This window comes from Paenibacillus sp. PL91 (assembly GCF_012935325.2).
Classification (GTDB): Bacteria; Bacillota; Bacilli; order Paenibacillales; family Paenibacillaceae; genus Pristimantibacillus.
In genome coordinates, this window is sequence record NZ_JABBYG020000003.1 from 516,103 (window position 1) to 531,924 (window position 15,822).

11 protein-coding genes are annotated in these 15,822 nt (G+C 48.6%); 3 read left to right on the forward strand and 8 right to left on the reverse strand.

The window, feature by feature from the left end:
* Position 1 precedes the first annotated feature (1 nt).
* Positions 2-1,048 (forward strand): FecCD family ABC transporter permease, encoded by a 1,047-nt coding sequence (locus tag HI950_RS11055; protein WP_169083591.1) that lies wholly within the window; start codon positions 2-4, stop codon positions 1,046-1,048.
* Between the two features lie 56 nt (positions 1,049-1,104).
* Positions 1,105-1,920 carry an ABC transporter ATP-binding protein gene (locus HI950_RS11060; protein WP_169083590.1) on the forward strand — a complete coding sequence of 272 codons (816 nt, stop codon included), beginning with the start codon at positions 1,105-1,107 and terminating at the stop codon, positions 1,918-1,920.
* A 103-nt stretch (positions 1,921-2,023) separates the two neighbouring features.
* Here the strand turns inward: HI950_RS11060 and HI950_RS11065 are convergent, their stop codons facing one another.
* The 8 genes from HI950_RS11065 to HI950_RS11100 form a co-directional block, all read right to left on the reverse strand.
* Positions 2,024-3,685: a glycoside hydrolase family 13 protein gene (locus HI950_RS11065; protein ID WP_169083589.1), complete on the reverse strand. Its 1,662-nt coding sequence runs from the start codon at positions 3,683-3,685 to the stop codon at positions 2,024-2,026.
* A 100-nt stretch (positions 3,686-3,785) separates the two neighbouring features.
* Positions 3,786-4,877, reverse strand: a complete 1,092-nt coding sequence (locus HI950_RS11070; RefSeq protein ID WP_169083588.1) for a carbohydrate ABC transporter permease — start codon at positions 4,875-4,877, stop codon at positions 3,786-3,788.
* A 1-nt stretch (position 4,878) separates the two neighbouring features.
* Positions 4,879-5,961, reverse strand: coding sequence for a carbohydrate ABC transporter permease (locus HI950_RS11075; protein ID WP_169083587.1), 1,083 nt, complete (start codon positions 5,959-5,961; stop codon positions 4,879-4,881).
* Between the two features lie 144 nt (positions 5,962-6,105).
* Positions 6,106-7,506 carry an ABC transporter substrate-binding protein gene (locus HI950_RS11080; protein WP_411268084.1) on the reverse strand — a complete coding sequence of 467 codons (1,401 nt, stop codon included), beginning with the start codon at positions 7,504-7,506 and terminating at the stop codon, positions 6,106-6,108.
* Between the two features lie 283 nt (positions 7,507-7,789).
* Positions 7,790-8,797, reverse strand: a complete 1,008-nt coding sequence (locus HI950_RS11085) for a LacI family DNA-binding transcriptional regulator (protein WP_169083585.1) — start codon at positions 8,795-8,797, stop codon at positions 7,790-7,792.
* Positions 8,798-9,108: 311 nt separating this feature from the next.
* Positions 9,109-10,728 (reverse strand): ABC-F family ATP-binding cassette domain-containing protein, encoded by a 1,620-nt coding sequence (locus HI950_RS11090; RefSeq protein ID WP_169083584.1) that lies wholly within the window; start codon positions 10,726-10,728, stop codon positions 9,109-9,111.
* 429 nt (positions 10,729-11,157) lie between these two features.
* Positions 11,158-12,228 (reverse strand): Gfo/Idh/MocA family protein, encoded by a 1,071-nt coding sequence (locus tag HI950_RS11095; RefSeq protein WP_169083583.1) that lies wholly within the window; start codon positions 12,226-12,228, stop codon positions 11,158-11,160.
* A 289-nt stretch (positions 12,229-12,517) separates the two neighbouring features.
* A complete protein-coding gene (locus HI950_RS11100; RefSeq protein ID WP_169083582.1) occupies positions 12,518-13,618 on the reverse strand; it encodes an MBL fold metallo-hydrolase in 1,101 nt (366 codons plus the stop codon).
* A gap of 297 nt (positions 13,619-13,915) precedes the next feature.
* Here HI950_RS11100 and HI950_RS11105 point away from each other — a divergent pair, with 297 nt between their 5' ends.
* On the forward strand, positions 13,916-15,073 hold the full coding sequence (locus HI950_RS11105; RefSeq protein WP_169083581.1) for a conserved virulence factor C family protein: 1,158 nt from the start codon (positions 13,916-13,918) through the stop codon (positions 15,071-15,073).
* Positions 15,074-15,822 lie beyond the last annotated feature (749 nt).

Genomic DNA, 15,822 nt, shown 5'->3' on the forward strand with positions numbered 1-15,822 from the left:
CATGAACAAATGGATTACGCTTAGAGGCCGCAGACATTCCTTTCAACTGGACCGGCGAACATTAATGGTCATTTTGTTTTTAGCTATTGCAAACGCAGCAGCGGTCGTCATTTGCGTCGGCCTTGGCAGCAAGATGATAAGTCCGCTCACCGTCATTCGGGCATTTTTTGGAACCGCCGACTCAGCTGATTCGATGATTATTTTTTCGCTTCGGATGCCGCGCGTTTTGATTGCCGTGATGGTAGGCTCTGCGCTCGCTGTCTCAGGAGCCTTGCTGCAAGGCATTGTACGCAACCCTTTGACATCGCCCGACATTATCGGAATAACCGGCGGAGCATCGCTTGGCACCGTCATATTCATTCTTTACTTCTCGCATGTCAGCATCCGCTTCATGCCGCTAAGTGCAATCATTGGAGCTTTTGCTACTGCTTTTCTGATTTATATATTCGCTTATCGCAAAGGAATTACGCCGCTTAGGCTCGTCCTTATCGGCATTGGGATGGCAACTGCGCTAACGGCCTTGACCTATATGCTCATCCTAACGGCATCCTTTACGCCTACTGCCGTTGCAGTCAAAGCTTTTACGTTTATGACGGGCAGCATATATGGAGTGTCGTGGGAGCGGGATGTGGCGACGCTGCTTCCTTGGATTGTTGTCCTTCTTCCAATCGCTCTTGTCTTCGCTCGGCATCTTAATGTACAAGAGCTTGGGGATGAGGTTGCAACTAGTGTAGGAAGCTCGGTCCAAGTGAAACGGACCATTCTTCTCATCATCAGCGTGGCGCTTGCTGGCGCAGCGGTTGCTATCGGCGGAGCCATCAACTTTATTGGCCTAATGGCACCGCATATTGCTCGAAAGCTTGTAGGGCCGTCTTACGGAGGAGTTATCCCCGTATCCGCTTTAATCGGCTCGCTCGTATTGCTGCTCTCGGATCTAATCGCGAGGATTGCGTTCATTCCGCTTGATATTCCCGCTGGTGTTTTCACCGCGGCCATAGGCGCACCGTTCTTTATCTATTTGCTTTACCGTCACCGAAACGGATCGTAACCACCTCTAAGACGTGAATGTATATAAATTGAGAAAAATAAAAGGGAGTGGTCCTCGTGTCCTCCATTCAAGCAAAAAACCTTACCTTATCCTATGGTCAAAAAGCGATATTCAACAATCTCGACTTGCTCGTTCCTCCAGGCAAAATTACGGTGTTCATTGGCAGCAACGGCTGCGGCAAATCAACGCTGCTTCGTTCCCTTGCCCGTCTCTTGAAGCCTCAGGAGGGCTCAATCCTGCTTGATGGAGCTGAAATAGCCAAGCTATCGAGCAAGGATATCGCTAAACGTCTCGCTATCTTGCCGCAAGGTCCGCTCGCGCCGGAAGGGCTTACCGTTCACCAGCTTGTGAAGCAAGGACGCTATCCTTACCAAAGCTGGCTGCAGCAATGGTCACGCGAGGATGAGAAGATGGTGAAAAAAGCATTGGAAGCGACGCATATGAACGAGCTATCCTCCCGTTCCATTGACTCGCTATCCGGAGGTCAGCGTCAGCGTGCTTGGATTGCAATGACGCTCGCTCAGAACACGCCGACTATTTTGCTTGACGAGCCGACCACCTATCTTGATATGGCTCATCAAATAGAGATTCTTGATTTGCTTTATGAATTAAACGAGCAAGAGAATCGTACGATTGTGATGGTACTGCATGATATTAATCTCGCTTGCCGTTATGCCGATCATATCGTAGCTGTGAAAGACGGCCGCATACATGCCCAAGGCAAGCCGGAAGCCATTATGAACGAGCAGCTCATCCGTTCCGTCTTTGAGATGGAATGCCAAATCACGACTGATCCTATCTTCGGAACGCCGCTTTGCATCCCTTACGGCAAAGGGCGCAAGCTGCCAGTTGCACATCGAAGCGCGCTTTAGTCGGTTAACGAAAAAAAATGGTGAAGCAGGAATTATCCTGCTCCACCATTTTTCGTTTACATGCGGCAAGCTTGCTATTTTTTCGCAATAGAAGATATTTGAGCTAAGATACTACCTCATAAATTCGGGCCTCATATGGCCTCAACTCCATTTTGCGATCCTCATCATTCCATGTGCTGGATGTACTTTCATAGTTGCCAAGCACAAGCTTTAGATTCATCGTCTCGCTTCCACAAATCGGTTCCGAGAACGTAAAGATATGAGCTTCTTCCCCGTGGTTCAGCAGTACGATCCATTCGGTTCCCTCAAGCTCCCGCACATAAACGTATAGATGCGGATCATCGCCGCTAATATCGGTAAAATCACCATAAACCATAACGGGATTGTTCTTTCTAAGCGCAATAAGTTCCCGGTAAAACGCCAGTACCGAATTCGGATCGCTTTCGGCTTGCTCGACATTAATCCTCTCATAATTCGGGTTAAGCTTAATCCACGGCTCCGCGCTGCCAAAGCCCGCATAGCGCCCGGCATTCCACTGCATCGGCGTTCTTGAGTTGTCTCGGCTGAGCGGCTGCAGCGATTGGAACACCGCCGCAGGGTCTTTGCCCTTGCCGATCTCCTCCACATACTTATTTATCATCGCGATGTCCTTATATTCGCCGATCGTTTCATACCTTACGCCCGTCATCCCGATTTCTTCGCCTTGATAAATGTAGGGAATGCCTGGCAGCGTATGTATCATCGTCGCAAGCAGCTTAGCCGACTCTTCGCGATATTCCGTATCATTGCCGTAACGCGTCACCTGTCTCGTATGGTCATGATTATTGAGAAACTGCGAGCCAAAGCCACGCCCTTCCAAAGCTTCCGCCCATTGCCTCTGTATTTGCTTGTAGCGAACCATATCCCATTCCGGCATTTCGTCAGCCACTTCAAAGTGAAACAGCGTGTTCAGCTCCGATCGGTCCTCATCGACAAACAGGGCGCCCAGCTCAGGCGTAGCAAATGCGATTTCGCCAACGGTCATCATATCATAATGGCGAAACACCTCATGGTTCATTTCCTGCAAATAATCATGAAGACCCGGATTATGCGTCAAATACCGAATATCACGCGGGTCCTCCACATCTGTATAGCTTTGCGGCTTAGCCAGTAGCGCCAGAGCATCGAGCCTAAGCCCGTCGACTCCTTTATCCAGCCAGTACCGCAGCATTTTATAAATTTCCATCCGCATCTCTTTATTTGCCCAATTCAAATCTGGCTGTTCGATGGCAAAGGAATGCATGTAATATTGCCCCGTATTCTCATCAAGCTCCCAGCAAGAAGGATTGAAATAGGAGCGCCAATTCGTAGGCGGCCCACCATGCACGCCGTCCTGCCAAACGTACCAGTCCCGCTTCGGGCTGTTAATCGAGGAACTAGATTCGATAAACCAAGGATGACGATCCGACGTATGGTTGACGACGACGTCCATCATGAGCTTCATGCCTCTCGCATGAGTCTCCGCCACCAATTGGTCAAAGTCCTCCATCCTCCCCGCTTTCTTCATGACCGTATAATAATCGGACACATCATAGCCATTGTCCTTATCCGGCGATTCGTTAAATGGGTTGATCCACAGCATGGTCACGCCCAACGATTTGATGTAATCCAGCTTCTCAATCACACCTGGCAGATCGCCAATGCCATCCCCGTTCGTATCGCGGAAGCTGCGCCAATAAACCTGATATACAACCGATTCCTTCCACCAAGCCGGTTTTGCCTGCATCCCAATCTCTCCTTTTCTCTCTAAAAAAATACAAATGGCGCGCGAGGGGACACCGTGTCCATACGCCGCGCCATTCGTTTTTTTACATTCAAGCCATTGACTATCCTTTGATGGAGCCGCCGAGCATGCCGCGTACAAAATATTTTTGCAGAGCGAAAAATACAGCTAACGGCATCAGCATGGAAACAAATGCAGCGGCTGTGAGCAAATGCCAGTCATTGCCGCGAGAGCCGACCATATTAGCGATATTCATGGACAATACCTGTACCTCCGGCTGGCTGCCGAGGAAAATAAGCGATACCAGGTAATCATTCCATACCCATAAAAACTGGAATATGCTGATCGAAGCAAGCGCAGGCACAGAGAGCGGCAAAATAAGCTTGCTAAAGATCGTAAAGTTGGTTGCCCCGTCCATAAACGCAGATTCGAATAAATCCTTTGGCAGCTGACTGATTGAGGTATACATGAAATAAGTTATTAATGGCAAGCCAAACGCCGTATGCGCGAGCCATATGCCAAAGTAGGTGCCATTGAGACCAAGCGACGTATAGTCACGCAAAATCGGAATGAGCGCCACCTGCAGCGGCACAACGAGCAAGGCGATTACGATGACAAACAACGTTTTCCTTCCCGGAAAGCGGAGCCATGCGAAGGCATAGGCCGCAAAGGAGGCAATGAAGATCGGAATAACGGTCGCCGGTACCGTAACCGCAATCGTATTCCAGAAGGAACGCGACATACCGCTTCCTTTTTCCGTTTTGGTCGTACCGTCGGGCATTGTGACCGAGTAGGTTTTCCCGCCTAGCACCGTCTCATAGTTCTGAGTCGTAAAGCGAGAAATGACCGTCCACTGTTTATCCTGCACGTTCAGCGTCCGAGCACGCCGATTTTCCCAAATCAGCCTCTCCCCATCAACCTCTACTCCAGCACGCAGCTGATCATCGGTAAAGGTAACGCCGTTAACCTTGATGGGCTCGCGGAGATCGGTATCCTTAGGCAGTTGAACCTGCTCTGTCGTCTGCCAATCGCGATGGGGCAAAATATTCCACCAGCCCGTTGCTAAAATATCTGCGGCAGGCCGGAATGAGGATACGAGCAGTCCGATTGTCGGAATCGTCCAAATCAGGCAAATGACGGCGAGTATCGTATTCACAAGCCACTTGGACTTGCGAGGTTTTTTGTTTTTGCCCATATTAGAAACCCCCCTCTCTACGGAACTGGCGCAGATTGATAATAATGACTGGTATAACAGCGACTAGCAGTACGATAGCTAAGGTCGAACCGTAGCCTGCGTTTTGATACATAAACAGCTGGCGGTAGAACTGCGTAGCTACAACGTCCGTCTCATATTGTCCGCCTGTCATGATCATGACAACATCGAATATTTTGAGCGTAAATACGATGATCGTTGTCGTAACCGAAAGCAAGGTTCCCGCAATGTAAGGAATCATGATTTTGAAGAAAATGCGAACCTCGCCGGCTCCATCCATTCGGGCAGCCTCCAGCATATCCTCTGGAATGCTCTTAATCGCAGCAGAGAATATAACCATAGCGAAACCAGTTTGCATCCAGATGAGAATAACGATGAGGAACAGGTTATTCCAAGGCTGAATCATGCTGAGCCAAGCCTGCGGTTCGCCTCCGAACTTAACGACAATCGCATTTAGAAGACCGATTTGCTCCTCGCCCGGTTGATAGTAATAAATGAATTTCCAAATGACGCCGGCAGCTACGAACGAGATCGCCATTGGCATAAAGATGAGTCCCTTTGCAAGCTTCTCAAAGCTGCTGCGATCAGCCAGAATGGCAATAAGGAGACCTAAGCTTACGCATGCCAAGGTGCCGAAAAACACCCAAAGCAGGTTGTTGCGCAGCGCCATCACGAGAAGCCGGTCTGTAAATACGGCAACATAGTTGGCAAAGCCGACAAAATTGACGGAGCTAGCATCAAAGAAGCTTAAATACAAAGTCCGCAGTGTCGGAAAAACAAGCAGCCATCCGAGCAGCAGCACCGCCGGACCAACAAATACAAAAGGCAATATTCTCCGCTTCCATTGATCCGGATATTGCTCAACTACCCAGTTGAACGAGTAGTAAATAGAATAAATGCCGAGTGCCCCCCATATGACTGCCAGTACTGCATTGATGACCGGCGGAAGATTGGAGTCGCGAAAAAATAAAAAGATGCACCAGTGAACGGCAATATTCAGAACTGGTACGAGCACGGATAACAACAGTAGCCGCAGAGCATTGCCTTTCCTAGCTTGTAGTTCCATATGAATCCTCCTCCAAGGTTTGTGGATACAAACCTAACTTCGTAAGCGTTGCTTAGGTTTGTGGATACAAACCTAACTTCTTTTAAAGATTGGGGAAGGCTCCCGCCTTATGGCGAGAAGCCCTCCAATTCCTCAAGCAGTCATTTATTTTTTCCATCCAGCTTGAATTTCTTTTAGTGCCGTATCCAAATCTACTGTTCCGCTTACCCAGTCAGTCATGCCTTTCCAGAATGTGCCTGCGCCTACTGCGCCAGGCATCAAGTCGGAGCCGTCAAAACGAATTGTATCCGCAGTTTTTACGAACTCAGCCATTCTGCGCTCTTGATCATTCGGGTACCAAGACGGATCAGCATCATTCATTGGCGCTGTTACGCCGCCAGTTTGAATCCATGCTTTAAGTGATTCACCGGTTGTGAAAAATTCCATTACAGCGCGAACCTCTGGACGATCGTTAAACATTGCGTAAATATCGCCCGAGATAAGAGCTGGCTGGCCGTATTGCTCGTCAATAGCAGGCAATGGGAACCAATCGTAATCATCGGCAGTCAAGCCTTCTGGGAAGAAGCTTGTAATAAATCCAGCTTGACGGTGAAGCCATGCTTTTGGCGGATTATCGAATAGAGGCTTAACAGCGTCGCCAAACGATGTTGTAGCAATCGATTTTTTGCCGCCGTACACATAATCCTCGTTGAACCAAATTTCAGCCATTTTTTCCGCAGCGTTTTTAACTACAGGATCTGTAAACGGAAGCTCGCCTGATACCCACTTATCGTAATTTTCCGGAGTCGTTGTACGGAGCATAATGTCCTCCATCCAATCGGTTGCCGGCCAGCCAGTCGCAGTACCGCTCTCAATGCCTATGCTCCACGCTGGATCGCCGTCCTTCGCGATTTGGTCAGTCAAGGTCATAAGCTCTGCCCATGTTTTTGGTACAGTATAGCCTGCTTCCGCAAATGCTTTTTTGTTGTACCACACTAAGCTTTTCACGCTGCTGCGTGCCCATACACCCGCCATTACGTCTCCGCTGGCACCCTTCATTGTTGCCATGTCAAGCCAGCTTTGGTTATATTGCTTTTTCAAATATTCATCGTTTAGGAAAGACTTCACGTCAATGACTTTTCCAGAGTTCACGAACCCTTTAAGTAAGCCTGGCTGCGGGAAATCCGCAATATCAGGAGCATTTCCGCCGTTTACGCGAACAGAGATGGTAGCCTCAAATTCCTTTGAGCCTTCATAAGAGATATCGATTCCTGTCTTGTCCTCGAATGCTTTGATGCTTTCATTGAATTTCACTTCATCCGCATCCGTGAACGGACCGAACATCGTTACTTTTTTACCTTTAAAATCACCATTCATAGCTTGAGCAAGCGCTCCGTCACCCGCTCCAGTGTCGGTTCCGCCCTCTGTTGTATCGCTTGGCTTCTCAGTCGGCTGGTTGGTCGTATTATTTGTATTATTATTACCTCCGCAAGCCGTAATCGCCATTGCAAGCACAACCATTAAAATAAAAACAGTCAATGCATTCTTTGTTTTTTTCGTGTACATAGACCTCATCCTTTCATGTTTAAATCATTCAGTAATGAAATTACACGTTCATGGCCCTTTTGAATCGTAAATTATTTAGAATAGAAGACGAGCTGAGTCATCACCTCCTTTAAAGTGCCAATATAGGCTCTTTTTATGCTCCGAGCAGTTTAAAATCAGTCAGACAACAATAAAAAACGCTTAAATTTACTTGAAAAGCTTTTCAAATTAAGACGGCGAAAACGATTAAAGCCGTTGCGGCAAAAGCTCGTTTCGCGACTATCCTTTTCAATAGGTAAGGTCTTTATTGAACTGGCCTTGTCGACTCTCGCACGATCAAATGATGGGGAAGCTTTTCTCTTAGAACGTCTACTTTGCCCGTCGTAATCAGCTCATGCAGCTTCTGTACCGATCGGAACCCAATGTCATAAGTCGGCTGGTCTATCGTCGTCAGCTTCGGAATAAACATTTGAGCCATTCGAATATTGTCAAAGCCGACAACGGATATGTGCTCGGGAACGGATTTGCCCTGCTCACGCAAATACGATATCGTCCCCATTGCGAATTCATCCGATGCTGCAAAAACCGCCGTCAGGCCAGGGCAACGCGTCAATAATAGCTCTGCTGCCTCATAACCATGCTCGAACCGATGCTCTGCAAATTCGATGCAATTCTCGTATTCCGAAAGACCATACTCCCTCAATGCCTTTTTGAAGCCGGCGTAACGCGGCTCGCCGGAGATCGTGTCTCCTAAAGGAAAGCCGATCATGCCGATTTGGCGATGGCCTGATTCAATGAGATGCTTAATCGCTTCATACGCGGCTCGTTCATCATCAATATCGACAGAAGGAATATCATATTCAGGAGCATTAGTTGAAGCAAGCACGAATGGCAATCGATAGCGCTGCATTTCCTCGTAATACTCTTCATGCAGAGAATCGCTTGTAAATATGATGCCGTCTACCTGTTTTTCGAAAAAGCTTTGCACGTACGCGATAGTCCGCTTCTTATCGCGATCCGTATTGCAGATCATCAGACTATGGTTCAGCATAACCGCAGCATCCTGCATGCCGCGTATTAAGCCGGCATAATACGGATTCTCAATATCCGGAATCATAACGCCAAGCGTATCAGATTTTTTGTAAATCAATCCTCTAGCGAATCCATTCGGTTGATATTGAAGCGCTTCAATAGCCTCAAGCACCTTCATACGCTTCTCTTCCACCACAGTTTCCGGTGCATTCATAACTCTGGATACTGTGCTAATAGATACGTTTGCGTATTTTGCGACATCGCGTATTGTCGATTTCATAATTGCACGCCTTTCTTGATGAGCGAGTTCGTTTGCTTGTGCGGTAGTTTGCTCTAGTTCAGATCATTTTACAATGATAATAGTCTGCGCTTTTTATGAAAGGGCTTTCTGAAAAGCTTTTCTGAAAAGCTTTTCTGAAAACCTTTTCAAACGTAGTATAAACCCTATTCACCCATTATGCAACCAAAATTTATAAGAGCATGTTCGCTGCGCCTCCAGCTCTTAGGCAAGCTGATTTACTGCCCCTATCGGACAAAAAAAAGCGCCGTCCGCAAGATTTCCCTTGCAAACAGGCGCTTTCCTATATGATCTTATACAGCGTACATACGCTCGCGAAGTGCTTTAACTTCAGCACTTTCAAGGTACTCGTCATACGTCATCATCCGGTCAATTACGCCGTTTGGCGTAATTTCAACGATGCGGTTCGCGATCGTTTGAACGAACTGATGGTCATGTGAAGTAAATAGAACCGTACAATCCGTATCCGTAAGACCGTTGTTGAGTGCCGTAATCGATTCTAGGTCCAAGTGATTCGTTGGCTCATCGAGAATAAATACGTTCGCGCCCTCAAGCATCATCTTGGAGAGCATGCAGCGAACCTTCTCGCCCCCGGACAAAACGCTTGCTTTCTTCATCGCATCGTCGCCGGAGAAGAGCATACGGCCAAGGAAGCCGCGAATGAACGTCTCATCCGGGTCCTTCGAATATTGACGAAGCCATTCCACAAGATTCAAATCTACCCCATCGAAATAAGGAGAGTTGTCTTTCGGGAAATAAGCCTGCGTAGTCGTTACGCCCCATGAGTAGCTGCCGGAATCCGCTTCAACCTCGCCGACAAGCAGCTGGAATAGCAAAGTCTTAGGCAAGCTGTTCGGTCCAACAAATGCAACCTTATCACCCTTGTTAAGCGCAATGGTCAGGTTGTCGATAATTTTCTCGCCGTCGATCGATTTCGTCAAGCTGTCAACAAGCAATAGCTGCTTGCCCGCTTCACGCTCTCCTTTGAAGAGGATAAACGGATATTTACGGTTCGAAGGACGAATATCGTCAAGCGAAATTTTCTCAAGCAATTTCTGTCTTGATGTCGCTTGCTTCGCCTTTGATTTGTTCGCGCTGAAGCGCTGGATAAAGGCTTGAAGCTCCTTAATTTTGTCTTCCTTCTTCTTGTTCTCACCGCGCATCAGCTGCAAAGCAAGCTGGCTGGATTCGTACCAGAAGTCGTAGTTGCCGACGTACATTTGGATTTTGCCGAAGTCAATATCCGCAATGTGCGTACAAACCGTATTCAGGAAGTGCCTGTCATGGCTGACTACGACTACAGTGCCTTTGTAGTCGGCAAGGAAATCTTCCAACCAACGAATGGACTCAATGTCCAAGTGGTTGGTAGGCTCATCGAGCAATAGAATGTTCGGCGAGCCGAACAAAGCTTGAGCCAGCAATACACGAACCTTCTCGTTACCGCTTAGGTCAGCCATTTTCTTATCGTGCAGCTCAGGAGTAATGCCGAGTCCGTTAAGCATCTCTGCCGCTTCCGACTCCGCTTCCCAGCCGTTCATGTCTGCAAACTCAGCTTCAAGCTCGCCTGCGCGCATGCCGTCTTCGTCCGTGAAGTCCGCTTTTGCATAAAGAGCGTCCTTCTCCTTCATCACTTCATAAAGACGTTTGTGACCCATCATTACCGTCTCGAGTACTACGGACTCGTCGTATTCGTAATGGTTCTGCTTCAGAACGGCAAGCCGCTCGCCCGGCGTTATATGAACTTCTCCGTGCGATTGCTCCACTTCGCCTGATAGTATTTTTAAAAAGGTCGATTTGCCCGCGCCGTTAGCGCCGATCAAGCCGTAACAGTTGCCTGGCGTAAACTTGATGCTTACATCTTCAAAAAGCGCCCGCTTCCCATAACGGAGCGTTATGCCACTTGTACTAATCATTCGTTTAATCCCGTCCTTCACTACAAAATCGCTTTATATCGAATCATTATACCACAGTATGCGCGGAAACCGAACCTTCTTTTGCCTTGCCGTCAACCTTTCCGCTCATCCGCCAAATCATACAAGCACTTGCTGCGTACAGCATAGCGCTCAAATAAAACAAAAATTTGATCTTCAGCCCGTCTATTAAATAGTCTCACACTATGACTGCAAAGCCTGAAGCAGCATGATTTCATAAAATGATACGCCCCGATTGTAAGGTCTTCGGCTCCAGGTCGGTATAATCTTATTGCAAAAACAATCGATCTCTTTTTTCATACCAATTATCTTCACGGTTAGAAAAAGCCTCCTCAAAATGACCGGCAATATGTCATTTCCTACGAGGAGGCTTACCAATATTTGATCGATATGGAATCGTAACTTAAACGGCTAATCCCAGTTCAGCTTCACTTCATTGCCCGTGCGGGATGATTCGTAAATGGCATCGAGAATACGGTTGTTTGTATAGCCCGACAGCGCGGACGTAATCGGTTCTTTGCCCTCGCGGATACATTCCACGAAATGACGGCTCATCAATATACGGTCATCTTCGCCCTCAAGCGGCACAATATCGCTCTCAACGACTTCATTGTTTGTATGCGTGACATACTTTCCGTTATTTCCAATAATCGCTACACCGCCCTGCGTTCCCATCAAATGAATAAACGGGTCCTCCGGCAGAAATGCGGAATGCGCCGCCCAGCTTACTTCAAGCGATAAGGTTGCCCCATTATCGAGCTTGATCAGCGCAGATGCAAGATCCTCAACATCGTAATACCCGTCCCAATTCGGTGTTCCCCATGTACCCGTACCTTGACGCTTCGGTCCGAATTCGGCATAAGTCGAGCCGTAAACCGAAATTGGCTTCGGATTGCCCATCAGATAAAGCGACAGGTCAAGCATATGAACGCCAATATCGATTAGAGGGCCGCCGCCAGCCATGTCTTTGCGCGTAAACCATGAGCCCCAACCGGGAATGCCTTTTTTCCGGAACCAGCCAGCCTTCGCATTGTAAATAGGTCCGACATCGCCATTGTCAATCCGCTGCTTAAGAGCGCGGCTTAGCCCGCTCCAGCGCATTTGATGCGACATCATCAAAATTTTGCCGGATTTCTTGGCTTCCTCAACAATGGCGCGAGCCGCTTCGGAATCGATAGCCATCGGTTTCTCCAGCAGCACATGCTTGCCTTGCTTCAGCGCTTCTACAGCCAGGGCTGCATGAAATTGATTCGGAACGCCGATGACAACCGCGTCGATAGTTGGATCCTCAAGCAGCGATTGCGGGCTTGCGTGAACAAGCGAAATGCCGTGCTCAGCAGCACGCTGCTCGGCAAGCGGTAGATAAACGTCCGTTACAGCGACGACGTCGATTCCATCCACCTTATTGAACGTCTCCATGTGAATGCTTCCGATCGCGCCCGCTCCGATAACACCAAGACGTATGTTTGTTGCGTGAATCATGTATTGCTCCTCCTATTTGGATTGCCAATGCAATCCTTGCTTCGTAAGATTAGACATGGGTTGGCGAATGCATCCTTGCTTCGAAAGATTAAGCATTGGATTGCGAATGCAATCCTTGTCTCGAAAGATTAAGCATTGATTTCGAATACATACTTTGCTTTGTAAGACTATGCTTAGGTCTGCATGAGCAAACCATGCTTTTCTCATTACTGAAAGTTTACTTGCTCAGTATACAGCTTTCATTTTCCGCCGTCACTGTCCGCATTTGGCGCACTCTTGTACTCGTTTGTCATTTGCCGGAGAGGCGCCACGTCTCCCCATGCGGCAGAATTAGAATCCGTTCATCATCGAGGCATCGTTTTCTGCGCTCGGCCTCCAGCCGATCCAGCGCTTCACGCGGCGTATCATCGGCTAGCTTGAAGGCGCCATAATGCATCGGCACGAACCATTTGGCTTCCAAATCCTCAAACGCTTGGAGCGCTTGCTCCGGCGTAATATGCTGAGGACCCATGAACCATTCCGGCTCGTAAGCACCGATGGGCAGAAGCGCAACATCGATTGGAAAACGACGGCCGATCTCCTTAAAGCCTTGAAAGTAGCCACTGTCTCCAGCAAAATAAATGGTCGGCGCCTCCGATACGATAGGCCGGTCAACGTTGGACAGTTCACTGAAAAATGGTTTTTCCCATGGGGCCATAGGCTCCCTAGCGCTTGCAATTTGCGCTCGAGCCTTTCCCTCATCGGAACCGCTGTGAGGCTTTTTGACGCCAGCGTGACTGACAAGCTTCCCGGTTCGCGAAGTCGGACGCTCGATAACGAAGCCCCCCCAATGCGAGCTGTTCGTATCCCATGGGTTTCGGCGCGTCGAATGCTGAGAAGGCACGAACGTAAACTTCACACCGTGGATTATGACCGATTCCCACCAATGCAGCTCCTTGATTCTAATAAAGCCTTTTTTACGCAGCTTTGGTCCAAGCCCGGCAGGCACTAGCAATTGCCTAGAGCCGATAAGCCTGCGCAGCGAATTTATATTTAAATGATCATAATGGGAATGAGAAATAAGTACGACATCTACCGGCGGTACGTCCTCAACCTTGATCCCTGGCGGCGAAAGTCTTTTTTGAAAAGCCATCTGGGTCGACCATACGGGGTCCGTAATAATGTTCAATCCGCCATGCTGAATGAAAAAAGTTGAATGACCAACCCATGTTATGGAAGGCCATTTTCGATTATCCTCCAAGTATGCGATATCAGGTTCAACATTCGGAACGGTGAATGAATAATCCTTCATTCTCAGTCTGCGAATGCGTTCCTGACGCCATCTTTTGAATTGCTTCAAAGACGTATGCTGCTCAATAGGATCTATGTTAGCAAATCGTTTTAACTTCAACCGTCCATCCCTCCCTCGCAAATATCCGTTGTTTAAATAAGATACCAAGCTGACAGCTCTTAATGCAAATAGGTTAAATATTTTTTATGCGTAAAGCACCACATCTCGCAGCAGCGCGCCTTTTCAGCTAAAAGCGAATAATGGCATCCAAACGCTTCGTTGTTAGCATCCTAACTTGAAATCAGTTAAACTACTTTATATAGGTTTTACACATAAGACTACGCTTTCGACGCACCATTTGTTACTGTTGGTCAGCAAAAAACAATAATTACATCATCATTTCCAGGAGGTTTCCTTATGAAACTAATTTCAATAGAACCGACGCCTAGCCCCAACTCCATGAAGCTGAACGTCGATGAGATGCTTCCGCGCGGGCGCAGGCTTACCTTTAAAGCCAGCGAAGCAAGCGATGCTCCCGAGCTGCTGCAGCAGCTTTTGCAAATCAATGGCGTAAAAAGCCTGTTCCGTACCGCTGACTTTATTGCGCTGGACCGGAAGCCAGGAGCGGATTGGGCTGCCATATTGGCTTCGGCAGGCCAATTGCTGCAGAAGGATCAGGCTGATGGAGGGCAGGATGACGGCAAGAGCGGCCCTTCATCAAGCTATGGAGAAGCGCAGGTGCTCGTTCAAATGTATCGCGGAATTCCGATGCAGGTTCGCGTGCGCATGGGAGATAGCGAGGTGCGATCGGCACTGCCTCCGCAGTTCGCCGAAGCGGTTGGCGTCGCTGCCGGCTCGGGCATGATTCGCGAGCGCAAGCTGGAGGAATTTGGCGTGCGTTACGGGGAACCGGAGGAAATCGCAGCCGAGATCGTGCGCGAGATCGAAGCCTCGTATACGGCAGAGCGATTGGAGACGCTCGTTCAAGCTGCCATCGAGCTTGGGAATTCGGGCGGGGCGGAGGAAGCTGCGGCTGCGGTTGTCAGGCCGGCTCCTCTTACGCTGGACGAAGCGCAGGAGCAGTTCGCCTCTCCGGATTGGCAGGTGCGCTATGCCGCTCTTGACCGTTACGCAGCCTCCATCGAGGGCTTGCCTCTGCTGGCTGCGGCGATTAAGGATGAGAATACTTCGATTCGCAGACTCGCGGTCATCTATCTAGGTGATTTGCGGGCGCCTGAAGCGCTGCCTTATTTATTTATCGCGCTGCGCGATTCTTCGACCTCCGTTAGACGGACAGCAGGCGATACGTTATCCGATCTCGGCGATCCGGCTGCTATTGGCCCGATGATCGAATCGCTTCGCGACAAGAACAAGCTTGTCCGCTGGAGGGCTGCACGCTTTCTATACGAGGCTGGGGACGAATCAGCGGTAGAGGCGCTTCGCGAGGCTGCGAAGGACAGTGAATTCGAGATCCAGCTCCAAGCCCAAATGGCGCTTGAGCGGATTGAGCGCGGCGAGGAAGCTGCCGGCTCCGTATGGCAGCAAATGACCTCGGCGCGCAAAAACGAGCAATGAGCTTTATCTTATCGGATGCTAGCTGTAATTGTGGACAACATGCGAAGAAGGAAGAAGCCAGTTATAGGATGAACGAGAGTTATAAAAATGGGCACGCTTGAAAAGCGAAAAACCTGAAAAATGGCGATACAGGGACTTTTCCTGTACCGCCATTTTTCTGTTTTGATCTTATTCAGAGAAAGCTCTCTCCGCTGGCTGATTGCCCTGTTTCGCTGATGGAAAACCGCCCTTGGGCGGGTTGCACGCCTACAATAGGTCTATTTTCTAGACCTATTTCCGTGAATCGCTCCAGTTTGTGCGGAATAGATCTAGTTCCTAGATCTATCTCCTTTGGCGTAACATCAATTTGCCTATTTGGGGAGTTGTGCGTCTACAATAGGTCTACTTTCTAGACCTATTTCCGTGAATCGCTCCAGTTTGTGCGAAATAGATCTAGTTCCTAGATCTATCTCCGCTGGCGGAACGCCAATTGCCTATTGGGCTGGTTGCGCGCTTATAATAGGTCTACTTTCTAGACCTATTTCCGTGAATCGCTCCAGTTTGTGCGGAATAGATCTAGTTTCTAGATCTAGCTCCGCTGGCGGAACATCAATTTGCCCATTTGGCGGGTTGCGCTTCTATGATAGGTCTACTTTCTAGACCTATTTCCGTGAATCGCTCCAGTTTGTGCGGAATAGATCTAGTTTCTAGATCTATCTCCTTTGGCGTAACATCAATTTGCCTATTTGGGGAGTTGTGCGTCTACGATA